This is a genomic window from Ensifer sp. 22521 (assembly GCF_052044795.1).
Taxonomy (GTDB): domain Bacteria; phylum Pseudomonadota; class Alphaproteobacteria; order Rhizobiales; family Rhizobiaceae; genus Ensifer.
In genome coordinates this window covers 1-21,518 of record NZ_JBQENM010000013.1, presented here as the reverse complement: position 1 = coordinate 21,518, position 21,518 = coordinate 1, and the positions used below count along the sequence as shown (strand labels likewise).

Sequence of the window (21,518 nt, the reverse complement as noted above, 5' to 3'; positions counted from 1 at the left end):
TCGGTTTTTTCGGACGCCAAAAGTTAAATTCTGCTGGACAATTGGTATTTTTTTGGCATTAATTTCAACCGAGAGGAGACATGACCCATGCCGTCAGCAAAGACCGAAGAGCGTCACGACAACGCCAAGGGCCTGGATCTTATGCATCCGGCGCTGGCGCTGCGACTGCTCGCCGCCGGCCAGCAGGCAGCGGCCAAGGCCGTCGATGCGGCGATTGAGTCGATCTCCGCCGCCGCCTCGATTGCCGCCGAAGCGCTCAGCTCCGGGCGGCGTCTTGCCTATGCGGGCGCCGGCAGTTCCGGCCTCATGGCGATGGCCGACGCGCTCGAACTGCCCGGCACCTATGGCATTGCACAGGATCAGATCGTCATCCTGCTTGCCGGCGGCGCTGCCAGCCTCAGCGACCTCGCGGGCGGTTATGAGGACGACATGGACCTCGCCCGAGAGGACGTGCGCAAGGCGGGCATCGGCGCGGGCGACTGTCTCGTTTCCGTTTCCGCAAGCGGTTCCACCCCTTACGCGCTTGCCGCCGCCGACGAGGCCCGCAAGCGCGGCGCCAAGGTAATCGCCGTCGCCAACAATCCGGGTGCGGCGCTCTTCAAGGACGCGGACGTCTCGATCCTCTTGCAGACGCCGCCGGAAGTGGTCTCCGGCTCGACCCGCATGGGCGCCGGCACCGCACAGAAGATCGCCTTCAACATGTTCTCGACACTGGTCGGCATCCATCTCGGCCACGTGCTCGACGGCCACATGGTCAACCTGCGCGCCGACAATATCAAGCTGCACGGCCGCGCGATCCGCATCGTCACCGACATCACCGGCATCAGCGCCACTGAGGCCGGCCGGCTGATCAACGAGGCTTCCGGCTCGGTCAAGGTCGCGATCCTTCTCGCCTCGGGCGCGAAGGACGTCGCAGCCGCGGACGCCGCTCTGAAAGAGGCGAAGCAGAACCTGCGCCGGGCGATCGATATCGTCTCGGCCTGAATCAATTCTGGGATCCAAACCGCGCCAAAGCGGCGCCTATAAAAAGGGAGAACCTGCATGACCCGTACAACAATCAAAGGCCTGCTGCTCGCTTCGAGCATTCTCGGCACGGCCGGGCTGGCGCACGCCGAGGACGTGACGCTGACCATCGAAAGCTGGCGCAACGACGACCTGGCGATCTGGCAGGAAAAACTTATCCCTGCCTTCGAAGCGAAGAACCCGGGCATCAAGGTCAAGTTCGCCCCGATGGCGCCGACCGAATACAATGCGGCGCTGAACGCCAAGCTCGATGCCGGCTCCGCGGGTGACCTCGTTACCTGCCGTCCGTTCGACGTCTCGCTCGAACTCTACAACAAGAAGCACCTTGCCGACCTGACGGCGCTGCCGGGCATGGAAAACTTCTCGCCGGTCGCCAAGTCCGCCTGGACCACCGATGACGGCAAGTCCACCTTCTGCGTGCCGATGGCTTCAGTCATCCACGGCTTCATCTACAACAAGGACGCCTTCGACCAGCTCGGCATCCAGATCCCGACGACGGAAGCGGAATTCTTCGCCGCCCTCGACAAGATCAAGGCCGACGGCAACTACATCCCGATGGCGATGGGCACCAAGGACCTCTGGGAAGCCGCAACCATGGGCTACCAGAACATCGGCCCGAACTACTGGAAGGGCGAAGAAGGCCGCGCTGCGCTGATCAAGGGCGAGCAGAAGCTGACCGACGAACCGTGGGTCGAGCCCTACCGCGTTCTCGCCAAGTGGAAGGACTATCTCGGCGACGGCTTCGAAGCCCAGACCTATCCGGACAGCCAGAACCTCTTCACGCTCGGCCGCGCCGCGATCTATCCGGCCGGCTCGTGGGAAATCGGCCTGTTCAACACCCAGGCACAGTTCAAGATGGGCGCCTTCCCGCCGCCGGTCAAAAACGCCGGCGACACCTGCTACATCTCGGACCACAACGACATCGGCATCGGCCTCAATGCCAAGAGCGCACATGCCGAACAGGCCAAGACCTTCCTGACCTGGGTTGCTTCGCCTGAGTTCGCCGACATCTACGCCAATGCACTGCCGGGCTTCTTCAGCCTCAACTCCACCCCGGTGAAGATGACCGATCCGCTCGCTCAGGAATTCGTCTCCTGGCGCGAAAAGTGCAAGCCGACGATCCGCTCGACCTACCAGATCCTGGCGCGCGGCACGCCGAGCCTCGAAAACGAGACCTGGGTCGAGTCGGCCAACGTAATCAACGGCACGGATACGCCGGAGGTTGCCGCCGAGAAGCTGCAGAAGGGCCTCGACTCCTGGTACAAGCCGGCGAAGTGAGAAGAGACGTAAGCGCAACAGGTTCCCTCCCCTTTTTGGGGAGGGTCGGCCCTACGGCACCCGTGTCCTGTCGGACGCAGAAGGGCGCCGTAGCAGTTTGAATTGCTGCATGTTTTGTCCTTGGGACAGTTGCAGCAAGGCCGGGCGGGGCGACATTGGCCGATGAGGCACTCCCCCAGCCGTCGCGTCACAGGCCTCCCATCGTGGGAGGCCACCGACGCAGTCGTTTGCAAAAGAACGCGATAGACTTAACCTTCGTCATGAGCCCTCGCAAAAAGGGCAGATGGCATGCGGCGAGACCGGCCGTGTGGCGTCGATGCGCATCGTGACTGTCTGGGGACCGGTCTTCTAGAAACGGATGGACCAATGAGTGACGCTCTTTCAGTGCAAGACGGACAGCCGACCGCAAGGCGGCCGAAGCGCTGGCACATCCTCGTTTTCCTGCTGCCGGCCTTCCTGGTCTATTCGGCGGTGATGATCCTGCCGCTGATCGAGACGCTCAGGCTCTCTCTGTACAACACGGTTGACGGACAGCCGGCTTTCGTCGGCCTTGCCAATTTCCAGACGCTGTTTGGGGAAGAGCGCTGGGCCCACGACTTCTGGAACGCGCTGAAGAACAACGTCATCTTCTTCATCATCCACATGTGCGTGCAAAACCCGATCGGCGTCGCCCTCGCCGCCATGCTGTCGATCCCGAAGCTGCGCTTCGTCACCTTCTACCGCACGGCGATCTTCCTGCCGACGCTGCTCTCCTTCGTGATCGTCGGCTTCATCTGGAAGCTGATCCTGTCGCCGATCTGGGGCGTGTCGCCCTGGATACTCGACCTCGTTGGCCTGAAGTCGCTGTTTGCGCCCTGGCTCGGAAAGCCGGGCTCGGCCCTCATCGCCGTGTCGCTGATCTCGGTCTGGCAATATGTCGGCATCCCGATGATGCTGATCTACGCAGCGCTGCTCAACATTCCCGATGAGGTGATCGAGGCTGCCGAATGCGACGGCGTCACCGGCTGGAGCCAGTTCTGGAAGATCAAGCTGCCGCTGATCCTGCCGGCCATCGGCATCATCTCGATCCTGACCTTCGTCGGCAACTTCAACGCCTTCGACCTGGTCTACACGGTGCAGGGCGCGCTCGCCGGGCCTGATGGTTCGACCGACATTCTCGGCACGTTGCTTTACCGCACCTTCTTCGGTTTCCAGCTGCAGCTCGGTGACCGCTCCATGGGCGCGACGATCGCCACGGTGATGTTCCTGATCATCCTCGCCGGCGTGTCGCTCTACCTCTTCGTCATTCAGCGCCGCATGCGCCGCTACCAGTTTTGAGGAGACCGGAGATGTCGAAAGCACGCGATTCTTTCCTCCGCACCGGCTTCGTCCACGTGGCGCTGATCGCCTACACGCTGGTGTCGCTGTTCCCAGTGTTCCTGACGATCATCAACTCGTTCAAGGATCGCAACGCGATCTTCAGGGCGCCGCTGACGATCCCGACGCCGCAGACCTTCAGCCTGATCGGCTATGAAACGGTCCTCGGCCAGGGCGATTTCGCCACCTATTTCCAGAACAGCTTCATCGTCACGATCGTCTCGATCGCACTGGTGCTGCTCTTCGGGGCGATGGCCGCCTTCGCGCTGTCGGAATACCGTTTCCGCGGCAACACGGTGATGGGCCTCTATCTTGCGATCGGCATCATGATCCCGATCCGTCTCGGCACCGTCGCCATTCTCCAGGGCATGGTCGCCGCCAATCTGGTCAACACGCTGACGGCGCTGATCCTGGTCTACACGGCGCAAGGGTTGCCACTCGCGATCTTCATCCTCTCGGAGTTCATGCGCACGGTCTCGGATGACCTGAAGAACGCGGGGCGCATCGACGGGCTTTCGGAATACTCGATCTTCTTCCGCCTGGTTCTGCCGCTGGTGCGGCCGGCCATGGCGACTGTCGCGGTGTTCACGATGATCCCGATCTGGAACGACCTCTGGTTCCCGCTGATCCTGGCCCCGGCGGAGGCGACCAAAACGGTGACGCTCGGCTCGCAGATCTTCATCGGCCAGTTCGTCACCAACTGGAATGCGGTTCTGGCGGCCCTCTCGCTCGCCATCCTTCCGGTCCTCGTTCTCTACGTCATCTTCTCGCGGCAGCTGATCCGCGGCATCACGGCAGGAGCAGTCAAGTGAGTGCAAGCAGCAAACCCGTCCGGGTCCTCGTCGCAGGGCTCGGCAACATGGGGCGCAGCCATGCGCTCGCCTATCACAACAACCCCGGTTTCGAGATCGTCGGCCTCGTCAACCGCTCAAAGGTGCCGCTGCCGGAAGAGCTTGGCAGCTACCAGATCCATCCCGACTTCAAGACGGCACTGACCGAGCTGAAGCCGGATCTCTGCTCGATCTGCACCTATTCGGACAGCCATGCCGACTTTGCTGTCATGGCGTTTGAAGCCGGTGCCGACGTCTTCGTCGAAAAGCCGCTCGCAACCACCGTTGCCGACGCCGAGCGCGTCGTCGCGGCGGCGAAAAAGCACGGTCGCAAGCTGGTGATCGGCTATATCCTGCGCCACCACCCCTCGTGGATCCGGCTGATCGCCGAGGCGCGCAAGCTCGGTGGCCCCTATGTCTTCCGCATGAACCTGAACCAGCAGTCGAGCGGACCGACCTGGGAGACCCACAAGTCGCTGATGAAGACGACGTCGCCGATCGTCGACTGCGGCGTGCACTATGTCGACGTCATGTGCCAGATCACCGACGCAAAGCCGGTGGAAGTGCGCGGCATGGGACTTCGCCTCTCCGACGAGATCGCCCCCGACATGTACAATTACGGCCACCTGCAGGTGATCTTCGAGGACGGTTCGGCCGGCTGGTACGAAGCCGGCTGGGGTCCGATGATCTCGGAAACGGCCTTCTTCGTGAAGGACGTGATGTCACCGAAGGGCTCCGTGTCGATCGTCATGGACCAGAACGCCAAGTCGGACGACATCGACATGCATACCAAGACCGCGGTGATCCGGCTGCACAACGCCGAAACCGGTCCCAATGGTCGCTTCCTGAGGGCCGATGAGGATCTCAAGATGGACGGCGAGCCCGGGCACCAGGAACTCTGCGACCGCGAGCAGGCCTATGTCCTGAAAGCCATTCGCGAAGACATCGACCTCGACCGTCACATGAACGACGCCGTGCAGTCGCTGCGCATCTGCCTTGCCGCAGACGAAAGCGTGCGCACCGGCAGACCAGTCAAACTCTAAAGGGGGCAACCAGGTGGGATCGCTTCAACTCAAATCCATCCGCAAGGCCTATGGCAGCCATGAAGTGCTGAAGGGCATCGACCTCGAGGTGAAGGACGGCGAGTTCGTCATCTTCGTCGGCCCGTCCGGCTGCGGCAAGTCGACCTTGCTGCGCACCATCGCCGGCCTCGAGGACGCGACCTCCGGCAGCGTGCAGATCGACGGCACCGAGGTCGGCCACGTGGCGCCTGCCAAGCGCGGCATCGCCATGGTGTTCCAGTCCTACGCGCTCTATCCGCACCTGACGGTGAAGGACAATATGGGCCTTGGCCTCAAGCAGGCCGGCAAGCCGAAAGCAGAGATCGACGACAAGGTCGGCAAGGCGGCGAACATGCTATCGCTTGATCCCTATCTTGCCCGGCGCCCGGCCGAACTCTCCGGCGGCCAGCGCCAGCGCGTGGCGATCGGCCGTGCGATCGTGCGCGAACCGAAGCTCTTTCTGTTTGACGAGCCGCTCTCCAACCTCGATGCGGCGCTGCGCGTCAACACCCGGCTCGAGATCGCCCGGCTGCACCGCAGCCTGAAGGCGACGATGATCTACGTGACCCACGACCAGGTGGAGGCGATGACGCTCGCCGACAAGATCGTCGTCTTGAACGCCGGCCAGATCGAACAGATCGGCTCGCCGATGGACCTCTACAACCGGCCGGCAAACGTCTTCGTCGCCGGCTTCATCGGCTCGCCGCAGATGAACTTCATCGAGGGCGCACGGCTCGGCGATATCAGCGCCAAGACCATCGGCATCCGTCCCGAGCATATGGCGCTTTCGCGTGAAAGCGGCGACTGGAAGGGCAAGGTGGTCCACGTCGAACATCTTGGTGCAGACACCATCGTCTACATCGATTCCGAACAGGTCGGCACCATCACCGTGCGCCTCTTCGGCGAGCATCGCTATGCACCTGACGATATCGTCTATGCGACGCCGATGGTGGGTAGCATGCACCGTTTCGGCGACGACGATCGCGTTCTCGCCTGAGCCCATTTTAGGGCCGACGCCCCATCACAGCTACGTGAAAACCAGCCGCCACAAGGACTAAATCCCTGTGGCGGCTGAATTATTTTTTGATTCGACGCACCGCATCACGCTGTTGCACTGCAAAGCGAATTAACATACATTTGTGTTTGTATATTAGCTTTCCGGTATTTGCCGAACCTGATACCGGTTCCGCTCCCCTTCACTTCCGGACCGCCCGGGCACCTTGCGAGATGCAGCCGTTGCCTGCGGTCACCGAATATGGACATCGCTATGCGCATGAACCGACCGACACTGGCCGCCGCCTTGGCAACTGTGATTCTTCTTTCCGGTTGCCAGAAAGAGGACGAGCAGCCGGCCGCCGCCGCATTCCCACCGTCCGCGGTCGCGGTCTTCACGACCAAGACCGAAACGCTGCCGATCACCAACGAGCTCCCCGGCCGCATCACCGCGACACGCGTCGCCGAGGTCCGCCCGCGCGTCTCCGGCATCGTCGTCGAGCGCGTCTTCCAGCAGGGCTCCAAGGTCAATGAGGGCGACGTGCTCTACTGCATCGATCCGGCCCCCTTCCGTGTGCAGGTCGAAAAGGCCGAGGCGACGCTGCGGCGCGCCCAGTCCGTGCGCCTGCAGGCCCAGCAGAAAGCTGACCGCCAGGAACAGCTGAAGAAGGCGAACGTCGTCGCCGCGCAGCAGTTGGAAGATGCGGCGGCCCTGCTCGCGACCGCCGACGCCGATGTTGCGATCGCCGAGGCCGGCCTCGCGGCAGCGAAACTCGACCTGCAATATGCCGACGTGACGGCACCGATCAGCGGTCGCATCGGTCGCGCGATGATCACCGAAGGCGCGCTCGTCAGCACCAACAGCTCGGAAAATCTCGCGACGATCCAGCAGCTCGACCCGCTCTATGCCGACTTCACCCAGTCGGCGACCGACCTCATCCGCCTGCGGAAGGCGCTCGAGGACGGCAAGATGCTGAGCGGCGACGAAGAAGCCGAAGTCCAGCTCGTGCTCGACGACGGCACGGCTTACGAGCACAAGGGCAAGCTGCTGTTCTCCGAAGCGGCCGTCGATGCGACGACCGGCCAGGTGACGCTGCGTGGCGAGTTCCCGAACCCCGAAAACGACCTGCTTCCCGGCATGTATGTGCGCGTGCTCGTCCAGCAGGGCGTCGAGAAGGATGCGATCACCGTCCCGCAGCAGGCGGTCCAGCGCAACAATGCCGGCCAATCGCAGGTCTACGTCGTTGCCGCCGACAACAAGGTCGAGTTCCGCAATGTGACGCTCGGCCGAACCATCGGCACCCGCTGGCAGGTGACCTCCGGCCTCAAGGCCGGCGAGAAGGTCATCGTCGAAGGCTTCCAGAAGATCGGCCCCGGCGCCCCGGTCGAGCCGACGGACTGGAACCCGGATGCCAAGCCTGCGGCAGAAGCAGCCCAGACGACGGCCTCTGCCGACGAAAAGCCTGCCGAAGCTACAAAGTGAGTTTGATTGATGCCCAGTTTTTTCATCGACAGGCCTATTTTTGCCTGGGTGGTGGCGATCTTCATCATGGTCGCCGGCGTCATTGCGATCCCGCTTCTGCCGGTATCGCAATATCCTGACGTCGCACCGCCGCAGATCTCTATCAACACGAGCTACCCCGGCGCCTCGTCGCAGGACACCTATCAGAGCGTTACGCGACTGATCGAAGACGAGTTGAACGGCGTCGAAGGCCTGCTCTATTTCGAATCGACCTCCAGCGCCTCCGGTTCGGTCGAAATCAGCGCCACTTTCGCACCCGGCACCGATCCGGGACAGGCAGCGGTCGACATTCAGAACCGCGTTCGCCGCGTCGAGCCGCGCCTGCCCGATTCGGTCAAGCGCCAGGGCGTTCAGGTCGATGAAGCCGGTTCCGGCTTCCTGATGATCGTGGCCCTGACCTCGACCGACGGCTCGATGGATGCCATCGGCCTCGGCGATTATCTCAGCCGCAACGTTCTGAGCGAAATCCAGCGTGTGCCCGGCGTCGGCCGAGCACAGCTTTTTGCCACCGAACGTTCGATGCGCGTCTGGCTCGACCCGGACAAGATGCTGGGTCTGAACCTGACCGCGGCGGACGTGACGAACGCGATCACGGCGCAGAACGCCCAGATTGCCTCCGGTTCGATCGGCGCACAACCGAACCCGATCAGCCAGCAGATCAGCGCGCCCGTTGTCGTCAAGGGCCAGCTGGAAAGCGCCGAAGAGTTCGGCGCGATCGTGCTTCGCGCCAATCCGGATGGTTCGTCCGTTCGCCTGCGCGACGTCGCCCGTATCGAAATCGGCGGCGAAAGCTACGCCTTCTCGACGCGGCTCAACGGCAAGCCGTCCGCGGCCATCGCCGTCCAGCTGTCGCCGAGCGGCAACGCCATGTCGACCTCCGCGGCCATCAAGGAACGCATGGACGAACTGGCGAAGTTCTTCCCGCAGGGCCTCGAATATTCGGTCCCCTACGATACTTCGCCCTTCGTCGCCGTCTCGATCGAGAAGGTGCTTTCGACGCTGGTCGAAGCGGTCGCGCTGGTGTTCATCGTGATGTTCCTGTTCCTGCAGAACATCCGCTACACCATCATCCCGACGCTCGTCGTGCCTGTCGCCCTGCTCGGCACCTGCGCGGTCATGCTGGCGATGGGCTTCTCGATCAACGTTCTGACCATGTTCGGCATGGTGCTGGCGATCGGCATTCTCGTCGACGATGCGATCATCGTCGTCGAAAACGTCGAGCGCATCATGTCCGAGGAAGGACTGACGCCGAAGGAAGCAACCCGCAAGGCGATGAAGCAGATCACCGGCGCCGTCATCGGCATCACGCTGGTTCTCGCCTCCGTGTTCATCCCGATGGCCTTCTTCCCGGGCGCCGTCGGCGTGATCTATCGCCAGTTCTCGCTGACGATGGTCGTCTCGATCCTGTTCTCGGCGCTGCTTGCCCTTTCGCTGACACCGGCGCTCTGCGCGAGCTTCCTGAAGCAGGTGCCGAAGGGCCATCACCACGCCAAGCGCGGCTTCTTCGGCTGGTTCAACCGCAGCTTCGACAAGACCTCGCACGGCTATAGCGGCATCGTGAAGCGCCTTGTCCACCGGACCGGCCGCTACATGATCGTCTACGTGGCCGTGCTGGCCGGTCTCGGCTGGCTGTTCATGAAGCTGCCGTCGTCGTTCCTGCCGGACGAAGACCAGGGCTTCGTGATCGTCATGATGCAGCTGCCGTCGGAAGCGACCGGCAACCGCACGACCGAGGTGGTGGAGCAGGCCGAGAAGATCTTCGGCCAGGAGCCGGCCGTCGAACGCATCATCGCGATCAACGGCTTCTCCTTCTTCGGTACCGGCCAGAACGCGGCACTTGCCTTCGTGACGCTCAAGGACTGGAAGGAGCGCGACGCCAACAACGCCGCACAGTCGATCGCCATGCGCGCGACGATGGCGATGAGCCAGATCAAGGACGCGATCAGCTTCGCGCTGTCGCCGCCGGCGATCCAGGGCCTCGGCACCACGGGCGGCTTCTCGTTCCGCCTGCAGGACCGCGGCGGTCTCGGCCAGGCGGCACTGTCGCAGGCCCGTGACCAGCTGCTCGGCATGGCCGCCGAGAGCAAGGTGCTCACCGGCGTCCGCTTCGAGGGCATGCCGGACGCGGCCCAGGTCAGCGTCACCATCGACCGCGAGAAGGCCAACACCTTCGGTGTGACCTTCGCCGACATCAACTCGACGATCTCGACAAACCTCGGCTCGTCCTACGTCAACGACTTCCCCAATGCCGGGCGCATGCAGCGCGTGACGGTGCAGGCGGATGAAGGTCAGCGCATGCAGACCGCCGACCTCCTGAACCTCAACGTCCGCAACGCCAATGGCGGCATGGTGCCGCTGTCGGCCTTCGCGACCGTGGAATGGGTCAAGGCCTCGACCCAGACGATCGGGTATAACGGCTACCCGTCGGTCCGTATCAGCGGCGAAGCCGCCCACGGCTACTCCTCGGGTGACGCGATCGCAGAGATGCAACGGTTGGCGGGACAATTGCCTGCAGGCTTCGGTTACGAGTGGACAGGGCAGTCCCTGCAGGAAATCCAGTCCGGCACCCAGGCGCCGCTCCTGATCGCGCTGTCGTGCCTTCTGGTGTTCCTGTGCCTGGCCGCACTCTACGAGAGCTGGTCAATCCCGGTGGCGGTGATCATGGTGGTGCCGCTCGGCGTCATCGGTTCCGTGCTCGCCGTGATGATGCGCGACATGCCGAACGACGTGTACTTCAAGGTGGGCCTGATTGCGATCATCGGTCTGTCAGCCAAGAACGCGATCCTGATCATCGAGTTTGCCAAGGAACTGCGCGAGCAGGGCAAGTCGCTGATCGACGCGACGCTGGAGGCGGCACATCTTCGCTTCCGGCCGATCCTGATGACGTCGCTGGCCTTCACGCTCGGCGTTCTGCCGCTGGCGATCGCCACGGGTGCGAGCTCCGGCAGCCAGCGCGCCATCGGCACCGGCGTCATGGGCGGGATGATCTCGGCAACGGTGCTCGCCATCTTCTTCGTTCCGGTCTTCTTCGTGTTCGTCACGAAGCTCTTCGGTCGAAAGAAAGTGGAAAACACACCGGCAGCCGCAGAAAACCCGACGCCCGCCGAGTAAAACGACAACAGACGGCCCGCTGAACACCACTGTCGGCGGGCCGTCTGATGAGGAGGAATGAATGCGCCGAACAAAAGCCGACGCAGAAGTAACCCGACAGAAAATCCTGTGCGCCGCCGAGCGCGTCTTCTACGAAAAGGGCGTCTCGAACACGACGCTGGAAGAAATCGCCAAGGCCGCCGGCGTGACGCGCGGTGCCATCTACTGGCACTTTGCCAACAAGACCGACCTGTTCCTCGCACTGCACGACGCCGTGCCCCTGCCGCAGGAAGACATGGTCGCCCGCGAGATCGAGGCGGAAGCCGCCGATACCCTTTCCATTCTCGAAAGCGCCATGGGCGACTGGCTCGATGTTCTCGCCGCCGACGAGCAGCGCCAGCGCATTCTGACGATCATGCTGCGTACCAATTACGACGGCGACATGAGCGAGGTCCTGACCCGCCAGAAAGAACTCGACGAGCGCCACAACGTTCTGCTTGAGCTCGCCTTTTCGCGAGCGCTCGCCAAGGGGCAGATGCACGAGAGCTGGACGCCGGCCTCGGCGACGCGGACGCTGCACTGGATGATGCTCGGGCTCTGTACGGAATGGCTGCTTTTCGGCCGTCCCTTCGATCTGACGGCCGAGGGACGCGAAGGCCTGAGCCGGCTCTTCGCGAGCTTCCGCGCGCCGGCGATCACGGCAACCGCCGTTGCCGCACGCCCCTGACATCCTTAGCCGGCGCCCGTGCGGGTACCGGCTCAGATGCTTTCGGACCCTGTTAGCTGAACACCACCGTCTTGTGACCGTTGAGCATCACGCGCCGCTCCAGGTGCAGCTTGACGGCCCGGGCAAGCACGCGGCTTTCGATGTCGCGGCCGGTGGCGACGAAGTCCTCGGCCGTCAGCGCATGGCTGACGCGCTCGGTTTCCTGCTCGATGATCGGACCCTCGTCGAGATCGGGCGTGACGTAATGCGCCGTCGCGCCGATCAGCTTCACCCCGCGCTCATGCGCCTGATGATAGGGCTTGGCGCCCTTGAAGCTCGGCAGGAAGGAATGGTGGATGTTGATCGCCTTGCCGTAGAGGCGCTTCGACAGATTGTCCGAAAAGACCTGCATGTAGCGGGCAAGGATGACGAGATCGGCGCCGGTCTCCTGGACCAGGCGCAACAGCCTCTCCTCCTGTTCGGCCTTGTTGTCCTTCGATACCGGCCAACAGTGGTAGGCGAGCCCCTCGGCCTCGGCCGCGCCTCGGCTGTCCTCGTGGTTGGAGACAATGGCAACGACCTCCGCGTTCAGCCAGCCGACACGGATCTGGTAGATGAGATGCAGGAGCGCATGATCGAACCTGGAGACGAGGATGAGGATCTTCGGCTTCACTGTGGCGTCCGCGAGAACGGTCCGCATCTGGAAACGCTCGACGGCCGGGCGCAAGGCCCGCTCGACATCACCAGCCTGAACGCTCGCCGCAACCTGAAATGCGATGCGCATGAAAAAGCTGTTGGTCTTTGTGTCCCAGAACTGGTTGCTTTCGGCGATATTCGCGCCGAGCGCGGCAAGCTCGGTGGTGACGGCCGCGACGATGCCGGGTTTGTCGTCGCAGGAAAGCACAAGAATGAAGGTCTTCGGCGCCATGATCTCCTCCGATTGCGGCGGTTCCGGATGAGGCCTCGAGCCCCCTCCCACCGCTGCCTATGGGGAGTTGAACGCGCCGGCAATCGTTCCGGCTGCGACGGCCGACGCTTTCTATCATCCTGATGGAAAGACGCCCGAGGGCATTAAATGCCCCCGGGCGCTGCAAGATTCATCGCATATGACTTTTGAGGTTTTCTGAGGGAATTCCATCAGAAAACCAGGCACAGGGCCGCTCGGATTAGTGCGCCTCGTCCCAGTTGGTCGCGGCGCGCGCATCGACCTTGAGCGGCACCTTCATGTCGAGCGCCGGCATGGCGGCGTTCTCCATCACCGAGACGACGATCGGAATGGTCTTTTCCACCTCGGCGTCCTCAACCTCGAAGATCAGTTCGTCGTGCACCTGCAGCAACATGCGGGCCGAGAGTTTCGCCTCGGCCAGCGCCGGCTCCATCTTCGCCATGGCGCGGCGGATGATATCGGCGGCCGAGCCCTGGATCGGCGCGTTGATCGCGGCGCGTTCGTTGAAGGCGCGATGCGACGGGATCGACGAGCGGATATCCGGATAATGTGCCCGGCGACCGAAGATGGTCTCGACGTAACCGTGCTCGCGGGCGAACACCTTGGTGCCTTCCATGTAATCGCGAATGCCCGGGAAGCGCTCGAAATAGCGCTTGATGTAGTCGCCGGCCTCGGAGCGTTCGATCGACAGCTGGTTGGCGAGCCCGAAGGCCGAGATGCCGTAGATGATGCCGAAGTTGATCGCCTTGGCGCGGCGGCGGATCTCGCCCGGCATGCCCTCGACCGGAACGCCGAACATTTCCGAGGCCGTCATCGCATGAATGTCGACGCCGTCGGCGAAGGCCTGGCGAAGCTGCGGAATGTCGGCGACATGGGCGAGCACGCGCAGTTCGATCTGGCTATAGTCGGCCGAGACGAGCTTGTGGCCGGGCGTCGCGACAAAGGCAGTGCGGATCTTGCGGCCTTCGGCGGTGCGCACCGGGATGTTCTGCAGGTTCGGATCGGACGACGACAGGCGACCGGTCGTGGTGGCGGCCAGCGCGTAAGACGTGTGAACACGCTTTGTCTCCGGGTGGACGAAGCCCGGAAGCGCATCGGTGTAGGTGGATTTGAGCTTGGTCAGCTGCCGCCAGTCGACGATCTTGCGCGGCAGCTCGTGCCCCTCGGCGGCGAGATCTTCCAGTACCTGCGCCGAGGTCGACCATTGCCCGGTCTTCGTCTTCGACCCGCCGGCAAAGCCCATCTTGCCGAACAGGATGTCGCCGAGCTGCTTCGGCGAACCGATGGTGAAGGTTTCGCCAGCGAGCTTGTAGATCTCGTCCTCCAGAGCCGCCGCACCTTGCGCGAGCTCGCCCGAAAGCCGCGACAGGATCTGGCGATCAATGGTAATGCCGCGATCTTCCATGCGCGCAAGCACGGCGACCAGCGGCCGCTCGAGCCGTTCATAGACGCGCGTCAGCCCCTTGGCGGCCAGCCGCGCCTTCAGGATGTGCCAGAGTCTCAGCGTGACGTCCGCATCCTCGGCGGCATAGGCAGTCGCCCTGTCGATATCGACGAAGTCGAAGGTCACCGACGACTTGCCGGAGCCGGTGATGTCCTTGTAGGCGATCGGCTTGTGGTTCAGCCAGCGCTCGGAAAGCGCATCCATGCCGTGCGTGCCGTTGCCGGCATCGACGACATAGGACATGAGCATCGTGTCGTCGAAACTCTCCACGGTGATGCCGTGCCGCTTCATCACGAGGTAATCGTATTTCAGGTTCTGCGCGACCTTGAGGACGGAGGGGTCCTCGAGCAGGCGCTTCAGCCGGCTCAGCGCCTCCCCGACCGGGATCTGGTTCTCGGCGAGCCCGCCGCCCAGGAGATCGCCGACACCGGTCTTGTGGATCAGCGGAACGTAGGCCGCCCGGATGGCGGTGCCCGTTGGGTCGGCCCGATGGTCGGCGATCGCCACCGAGAAACCGACGAGATCGGCCTGCATGGCATCGAGCGAGTTCGTTTCCGTGTCGAAGCCGACGACGCCGGCATCGTGCGCGGCTGATATCCACTGGTCGAGCGTGGCGACATCACGGATCGTGACATAGGCGCTGTGATCGAACGGTGCCTTGGCGAAGATTTCGGCGCGAGCTGCGGCCAGCGCCTGCGGCGTGGCGTCTGCCGCATCCTTTTCGCCGGCACGTGACAGGACAGCGGCGGCCTCGGCGGCCTCACCGCGGACCGCTGCCTTGGCGGTGGATCCTTCGCTGACAGCCGTCGCCGCGTCTCCCTTGTCGAGGTCCGGGCCGCGCGCATCCGCGCCCCATTCCACCGGCACGCTTGCGGCCTCCACGGCGTCCGCGTCCGTGCCCGTCGCCACGGCGACACGACGCGTCAGGGTGGTGAATTCCATCGCCTTGAGGAAGGCGATCAGCTTCGGCCCGTTCTGCGGCTCCAGGCTCAGCTCTTCCAGCGGGACATCGAGCGGCGTGTCGGTCTTGAGCTCCACGAGCTGGCGCGACAGGCGCGCGAGATCGGCATTGGCGATGATGTTCTCGCGGCGCTTGGCCTGCTTGATCTCGCCGGCACGCGCCAGCAGCGTTTCAAGATCGCCATATTCTTCGAGCAGCTGCGCCGCCGTCTTCGGGCCGATGCCGGGAATGCCGGGAACGTTGTCGGTGGAGTCACCGGTCATCGCCTGGAGGTCGATCATCTTCTCCGGCGGCACGCCCCATTTCTCGATGACCTCGGGGATCGAGATCTGCTTGTCCTTCATGCTGTCGTACATCGACACATTCGACGTGACGAGCTGCATCAGGTCCTTGTCGGACGAGACGATGGTGACACCCGCGCCGGCCGCCTCGGCAAGGCGCGCATAGGTGGCGATCAGATCGTCCGCCTCGTAGCCTTCCTTTTCGATGCAGGGCAGATTGAAGGCGCGGGTCGCGTGACGGATCAGGCCGAACTGCGGAATGAGGTCTTCCGGCGGAGCCGTCCGATTGGCCTTGTACTGATCGTAGAGCGCGTTGCGGAACGTCTTCGAGGAATAATCGAAGATGACGGCGAAATGGGTCGGCGTGACGCCGACCGAGGTGTCGCGCGCATCGGTGAGCAGCTTCCACAACATGTTGCAGAAACCCGATACCGCATTGACCGGGAGGCCATCGGATTTGCGGTTGAGAGGCGGGATGGCATGGAACGCCCGGAAGATGAATCCGGAGCCGTCGACGAGGAAGAGATGATCACCGTTTTTCATGGGCAAATGGATAGCGCGGGGTGAGGCAAAGGTCCATTGCGGTTTTCCCGCCGGGCACTACAATCTCCACTTGCCACAGAGGAGGCCAACCATGCCGCATGACGTGCGCTACGCCCTGCAACAGTATCTCCTTCTTTCAGGCTTTGCCGTCTTTTGCTTCCTTATTTCCTGGCTCCTGTCGGCCAATCCGACATTCCTTATCGTTATCAAGACGGCTTTCGCACCCATCTATCTGCTCGCAATGGCGGGCCTCGATACCCATTTTAAGCGCGCGGACGGCGCTCCCTGGCCGCGTTGGCAGAAGGTGGAATATGCAGCAGCCCGTGCCGCACTCAACGTTGCCTTCATTGTCGTCATATCGATCACGCCAGATCAAACAGCTGGCGAAATGGCGAAGACGGCGATGATGGTTGCAATGGCGATCGGCGTTGGGGAACTCATTTTCGCCTTGCGAAATCGGGCCTCGACGGATCGCTGAGAGGTGCGTGAGCTTTCACGCAAACGTTACGCATTTGTAATGTCGGAATCGCACCGGCTATCCTTGAAAAGCCACATTTGACTCCTCAAATCTTAGTCAACGGCACCGAGTGATGCCGTCTTCTGGTGATTGGCCTGTCCCCCGCCCGCACCAGATGAGGACAAAGGCCTTATCCCCCTCTCCGGGCCTTTGTCCCGTTTTCAAGAAGCCGTCACGGCGCCGCCTCCGCGCCGTGACGGTTTTTTATTTGGCACCAAGGCTTTCGATAAAGTCCGCTCAAATCGAAGTGAGCTCAGCGCTTCCCAAGGTTCATCGCCTGCATTGTAACTTGTCTTCATGACGCTTCGGGCGTACCGATAGGCATGGCCTTCAATCGTATGGAATCTGCGACCTATCTGGCCAGCCTGCTGGCTAAGAGCTTTTCGCGCGCGCTTCACGAGCGCGGCCAGAAGCTTGGTTTCGCACCCGGTCAGTTTCCGATTCTGCTCGAACTTTGGGCCGAGGAAGGCCTGACGCAGAAGCAACTGCTCGATCGCCTCGACATCGAGCAGGCGACGATGGCCAACACGCTCTCCCGCATGGAGCGCGACGGGCTCATCATCAGGCGCAAGCACCCTCAGGACAAGCGCTCGCAGCAGATCTTCCTAACCGAACGGGCAAAGGAGATGGAGGCAGCCGCCAAGGAAGCAGCCCTTGCCGCCGACCAGTCGCTGCTTTCCGGCCTCAGGAATTTCGAGCGCGAGCTGATGCTCGAATATATGCGCATGGCGCTTGCCAGCGTGGCACGTGGCGACGGCCGCGCCTGAAGCTTCGCACCTCCCCTGATCGATCCATCAAAATATTTGGCTTAAAGCGAATGACCTTAGGCTCTAAAACCAGAGCGAGCGCGTCCAGCGCCTTTGCGTGTCTGAAGGCGCAGCGTCGAATGCTCGTCAGTCGCTGCCGCTCTACAGCGCCGCGCGTCTTATCAGACACGCAAAGGTCGCTGCAGAACTTTGATTTGCTGCATGTCTTTGTCCTTAAATCGAAGTCGATTAAAGGAGACATGCAGTGGAACGTCCCCACGGATTTCGTGCGCAAATCGATTTCGATTTGGCGATTGATGCAGTAGGTTCCGGCAAAACTTGAAGCAAGGATATGCATGATGGCAGATATCACCCCCGTTCTCGAACGCGCAGACGCCAACCTGCCTGACAGCCTCGACCGGCTGTTCGATCTCGTTCGGATCAAGTCGATCTCCACCGACCCGGCCTTCAAGGCGGAATGCCGCAAGGCAGCCGAATGGCTGGTGGCGGAACTCAACGGCCTCGGCTTCACCGCCTCGGTGCGCGACACCCCCGGCCATCCCATGGTCGTCGCTCATCACGATGCTGCCAAGCCTGATGCGCCGCATGTGCTGTTCTACGGTCACTACGACGTCCAGCCGGTCGATCCGCTGAACCTCTGGGACACGGACCCGTTCGAGCCGGGCATCAAGGAAATCGAACCCGGCCGCAAGGTGATCACCGGTCGCGGCACAGCTGATGACAAGGGGCAGCTCTTGACCTTCGTCGAAGCGGTACGCGCCTACAAGGACGTCCATGGCGGCCTGCCCTGCCGCGTCACCATTCTGTTCGAGGGCGAAGAGGAATCCGGCTCGCCGTCGCTGAAGCCTTTCCTGGAAGCCAATGCCGCCGAACTCAAGGCCGATTATGCGCTGGTCTGCGATACCAGCATGTGGGACCGCGATACGCCGGCCATCTCCGCGGGCCTGCGCGGCCTCGTCGGCGAAGAGGTCATCGTCAGGGCTGCCGACCGCGATCTGCATTCCGGCTATTTTGGCGGCGCTGCAGCCAACCCGATCCGCATCCTCACCACCATTCTCGCCGGCCTTCACGACGAGAACAGCCGCGTAACGCTCCCAGGCTTCTACGAAGGCGTCGAAGAGACCCCGGCCCAGATCAAGGCTGCCTGGGAAACGCTCGGCCAGACGGCCGAGAAGTTCCTCGGCGAAATCGGCCTGTCGATCCCGTCGGGCGAAAAGAACCGCTCGGTGCTGGAACTGACCTGGGCGCGCCCGACCGCCGAAGTCAACGGCATCACCGGCGGCTATACCGGCGAAGGCTTCAAGACGGTGATTGCGGCCGAGGCTTCGGCGAAGGTTTCCTTCCGCCTCGTCGGCAACCAGAACCCGGAGAAGATCCGCGAAGCGTTCCGCGCCTATGTCCGCTCCAAGGTTCCGGCGGATTGCTCGGTCGAGTTCCACGCCCACGGCGGTTCTCCGGCCATCCACCTTCCTTACGAATCGCCGCTGCTCAACACGGCGAAGGTGGCGCTTTCCGACGAGTGGCCGAAGCCGGCCGTCATCATCGGCATGGGTGGCTCGATCCCGATCGTCGGCGACTTCCAGAAGATGCTCGGCATGGAATCGCTGCTGGTCGGCTTCGGCCTTTCCGACGACCGTATCCATTCGCCGAACGAGAAGTACGAGCTGCAGTCCTACCACAAGGGCATCCGCTCCTGGATCCGTATCCTGGACGCGCTCGCCGCTTGACATCATCAGAGCCGCGGCGAAGTGCTTCGCCGCGGCCTTCGACTGCGGTTGCACACACGCCAATCACGCAGCTCTCACGCGCAGTGCATCAACCGACACGCGCGCATTTCCAAACGATCGACGCGGTGTCCGCGCTTTACCGTTTCCCCTTCACCGTTTCCCGGCGGTTTCTCCGGTTTCGGCAGACCCTCAATCCTTGACCTCAGGGGTCTCAGGTGCTTCCTTTTTGTGAAACAAATCACAAAGGGAAATCGGATCATTGGCAAGGGTAAGGACCGAAGCGTCGCGCTGCGGGCGTGACGCTACGACAAAGCAGCTTAGAAAACAGGATGTCTCCGCTCGGAGAACCACTCCGGCAGCTGCAACAGAAGTGTCCTCGGAACGCCTCGCCCACGTCCTCACAACGATCGCGGCGCCTGTATGAAGAGGCTGCAGACCTATTTCTGGCCCGTTGTCGGCCTTCTCGCGATCCTCTTTTCGGTGAATGCGCTTTATCACGAGCTCCGCGGCCTTTCGCTCGACGAGTTCCTCGCAAGCTTCAACGCGATCTCGCTTAAAAGCTGGCTGTTGGCGATCTGCTCGACACTGGTCGCCTATGCGGCGCTTGCGGCTTACGACCGGCTGGCGCTCGACCATCTCGGTCACCGCATCTCGATCTGGTTCATCACGCTCTGCTCGTTCACGACCTACGCGCTGTCGCACAATCTCGGTGCCTCGGTCTTTTCCGGCGCGGTCGTTCGCTACCGGGCCTATCGCTCCAAGGGGCTTTCTCCAGGTGAAGTCGGCGTGCTCGTCGCCTTCTGCTCCTTCACCTTCACGCTCGGCACACTGGTGCTTTCGGCCATCGTCCTCCTGGTGCGACCCGACATCATCGAGCGCTTCGCCGAATTCCTGCCGGTGGAAATGTCGCTGACCACAGGCGTGCTCATCCTCGTCGTTATCGGGCTCTATGTCATCGGCAGCCTCGTCGGGCTGCCATCGTTCCGCACGCGCTGGTTCCACCTTCACTACCCGAAGCCGAGGATCGTCTTCCGGCAATTGGTGATCGCACCCGTGGAACTGATCGGCGCTGCCGGGATCATCTATTTCGCACTGCCGGAAGCCGGAAACCCGGGCTATATCGTCATCCTCGGGATCTTCCTCGCCTCGTTCTCGGCGGCGCTGCTCTCGCATGCACCGGGCGGGCTCGGCGTGCTCGAGCTGATTTTCATCGCAGCCCTGCCGGAAATGGATCCGGCCGACGTTCTGGCGGCGCTGGCCATCTTCCGCCTGCTCTACCTAGTCATCCCGTTTGTCCTGGCATTGGTGGTGATCCTCGTTTTCGAGCGGGCACGCTTCTTGGCACAACGCCCTCCCCCGGGAGGGACCGACCTTCCCTAGAGTATCCGTGTTGGTCAAGTACGGGTTGGTTCCCATATGCGGCCATCCCTGAGCAATGCGTTTGCGATGATGATGAGCTTTCGCATGACGGCGGTAATGGCGAGTTTTGAGGCTTTTCCGGCGGCCTTGAGCCGGTCGTACTTGGCCTTGAGGTCGGGATTGAAGCGGATGGCGACGAGCGCGGGCATGTAGAGTGCTCGTCGGACATTGGCCCGGCCGCCGCGGATGAAGGCGCGGCCGATCCACTGTCCGGACTGGCGAGCGACCGGAGCGAGGCCGGCGAGGGAAGCGACCTGGGCCTGGTCGAGTGTACCGAGTTCGGGCATGTCGATGAGAAGCGCGAAGGCGGTGATTGCTGACACGCCCGGGATCGAGACGAGAATGTCGAAGCGTCGTGCGAGGTCGGGATCGACCTTGATGAGCGCCATGATCTCGTTTTCGAGGGCCGCGATCTGGCGCTCGATCTGCCTGAGCTGTTCGGCGTTGTGGCGCTTGAGGATCGGCAAGGTCAGGTTTTTCGCCCTGTTCCTGGCCGCCGTTCGGTTCTTCACCAATGCCTCGCGGGCCATGTGCAGGTCCTTGAGATCGTTGAGGGTCGGGCCTCGCGCCGGCCGCGCCTCGAGTTCGAGCAACACCCCCATGCGGGCGAGCATCGCAGCATCCAGCCGGTCGGTCTTGGCGAGCCTGCCGGTGGCCTCGGCAAATCGCCGCGCCTGACGCGGATTGACCTTGACCAGCGCGAAGCCCGCCTCTGCCAGCCTGTGCTCAAGGGCCCGATGATAGGGGCCTGTCGGCTCGTAGACGATACGCAGCTCAGGCCGCTCCAACCAGCCGATCAATGTCCTATGGCCACGGCTGTCGTTGGCGAAGCGCCGGCTCACACCGTCGCTCAGCCTGTGGACGTCGAGATGGTCTTTCGAGATGTCGACCCCGATGCTATCGTTCATCATCTTTCGCTTGTCCTGTGCTTGTCATCCGGAGCCGAACTCCGGGTATCCGTTCAGGCCTCAAGGGAAAGACGAGGGCGATCCGACTCTAGCTCGACCCATCAAAAGGTCCGCAATTCCAACGATCCGACCCTCGCCGCTGCGGG

General features: G+C 62.6%; 16 protein-coding genes. 13 read left to right on the top strand and 3 right to left on the bottom strand.

Annotation, left to right across the window (positions count from 1 at the left end; genetic code table 11):
- Positions 1-87: 87 nt before the first annotated feature.
- From ACTJKE_RS20630 to ACTJKE_RS20590, 9 genes are all read left to right on the top strand, one after another.
- Positions 88-984 (top strand): N-acetylmuramic acid 6-phosphate etherase, encoded by an 897-nt coding sequence (locus ACTJKE_RS20630; RefSeq protein ID WP_058326166.1) that lies wholly within the window; start codon positions 88-90, stop codon positions 982-984.
- Positions 985-1,041: 57 nt separating this feature from the next.
- Positions 1,042-2,301: an ABC transporter substrate-binding protein gene (locus ACTJKE_RS20625; protein WP_058324494.1), complete on the top strand. Its 1,260-nt coding sequence runs from the start codon at positions 1,042-1,044 to the stop codon at positions 2,299-2,301.
- Positions 2,302-2,667: 366 nt separating this feature from the next.
- Positions 2,668-3,618 carry a carbohydrate ABC transporter permease gene (locus ACTJKE_RS20620; protein WP_057248225.1) on the top strand — a complete coding sequence of 317 codons (951 nt, stop codon included), beginning with the start codon at positions 2,668-2,670 and terminating at the stop codon, positions 3,616-3,618.
- An 11-nt stretch (positions 3,619-3,629) separates the two neighbouring features.
- Positions 3,630-4,469, top strand: coding sequence for a carbohydrate ABC transporter permease (locus ACTJKE_RS20615; RefSeq protein WP_057247778.1), 840 nt, complete (start codon positions 3,630-3,632; stop codon positions 4,467-4,469).
- On the top strand, positions 4,466-5,530 hold the full coding sequence (locus ACTJKE_RS20610; RefSeq protein WP_058326165.1) for a Gfo/Idh/MocA family protein: 1,065 nt from the start codon (positions 4,466-4,468) through the stop codon (positions 5,528-5,530). The genes ACTJKE_RS20615 and ACTJKE_RS20610 overlap by 4 nt, the downstream gene beginning before the upstream one ends.
- A 13-nt stretch (positions 5,531-5,543) precedes the next feature.
- The gene (locus ACTJKE_RS20605) at positions 5,544-6,545 is read left to right on the top strand and encodes an ABC transporter ATP-binding protein (RefSeq protein ID WP_058326164.1); all 1,002 of its coding nucleotides are present in this window, start codon (positions 5,544-5,546) and stop codon (positions 6,543-6,545) included.
- A gap of 258 nt (positions 6,546-6,803) precedes the next feature.
- Complete coding sequence (locus ACTJKE_RS20600; protein WP_440692288.1) at positions 6,804-8,024, top strand: efflux RND transporter periplasmic adaptor subunit; 1,221 nt, start codon at positions 6,804-6,806, stop codon at positions 8,022-8,024.
- A gap of 9 nt (positions 8,025-8,033) precedes the next feature.
- Positions 8,034-11,174, top strand: coding sequence for an efflux RND transporter permease subunit (locus ACTJKE_RS20595; protein ID WP_058326163.1), 3,141 nt, complete (start codon positions 8,034-8,036; stop codon positions 11,172-11,174).
- A gap of 61 nt (positions 11,175-11,235) precedes the next feature.
- Positions 11,236-11,880, top strand: coding sequence for a TetR family transcriptional regulator (locus tag ACTJKE_RS20590; protein ID WP_058324490.1), 645 nt, complete (start codon positions 11,236-11,238; stop codon positions 11,878-11,880).
- A 52-nt stretch (positions 11,881-11,932) separates the two neighbouring features.
- On the opposite strand, the gene purU is transcribed toward ACTJKE_RS20590, so the two are convergent.
- Both purU and polA read right to left on the bottom strand, forming a co-directional pair.
- Entirely contained in the window at positions 11,933-12,787 is an 855-nt protein-coding gene (gene purU / locus ACTJKE_RS20585; RefSeq protein WP_058326162.1) for a formyltetrahydrofolate deformylase, read from the bottom strand.
- Positions 12,788-13,025: 238 nt separating this feature from the next.
- Positions 13,026-16,034, bottom strand: coding sequence for a DNA polymerase I (polA, locus tag ACTJKE_RS20580; RefSeq protein WP_113512239.1), 3,009 nt, complete (start codon positions 16,032-16,034; stop codon positions 13,026-13,028).
- Between the two features lie 91 nt (positions 16,035-16,125).
- On the opposite strand from polA, the gene ACTJKE_RS20575 reads away from it, so the two are divergent.
- From ACTJKE_RS20575 to ACTJKE_RS20560, 4 genes are all read left to right on the top strand, one after another.
- Positions 16,126-16,512 carry a hypothetical protein gene (locus tag ACTJKE_RS20575; RefSeq protein WP_058326160.1) on the top strand — a complete coding sequence of 129 codons (387 nt, stop codon included), beginning with the start codon at positions 16,126-16,128 and terminating at the stop codon, positions 16,510-16,512.
- Positions 16,513-16,874: 362 nt separating this feature from the next.
- Positions 16,875-17,318 (top strand): MarR family winged helix-turn-helix transcriptional regulator, encoded by a 444-nt coding sequence (locus ACTJKE_RS20570; RefSeq protein WP_058326159.1) that lies wholly within the window; start codon positions 16,875-16,877, stop codon positions 17,316-17,318.
- A 335-nt stretch (positions 17,319-17,653) separates the two neighbouring features.
- A complete protein-coding gene (locus ACTJKE_RS20565; RefSeq protein WP_058324486.1) occupies positions 17,654-19,045 on the top strand; it encodes a M20/M25/M40 family metallo-hydrolase in 1,392 nt (463 codons plus the stop codon).
- A 420-nt stretch (positions 19,046-19,465) separates the two neighbouring features.
- Positions 19,466-20,425 carry a lysylphosphatidylglycerol synthase transmembrane domain-containing protein gene (locus tag ACTJKE_RS20560; RefSeq protein WP_058324485.1) on the top strand — a complete coding sequence of 320 codons (960 nt, stop codon included), beginning with the start codon at positions 19,466-19,468 and terminating at the stop codon, positions 20,423-20,425.
- A gap of 14 nt (positions 20,426-20,439) precedes the next feature.
- On the opposite strand, the gene ACTJKE_RS20555 is transcribed toward ACTJKE_RS20560, so the two are convergent.
- Positions 20,440-21,375: an IS110 family transposase gene (locus ACTJKE_RS20555; protein ID WP_058326157.1), complete on the bottom strand. Its 936-nt coding sequence runs from the start codon at positions 21,373-21,375 to the stop codon at positions 20,440-20,442.
- Positions 21,376-21,518: the final 143 nt, after the last annotated feature.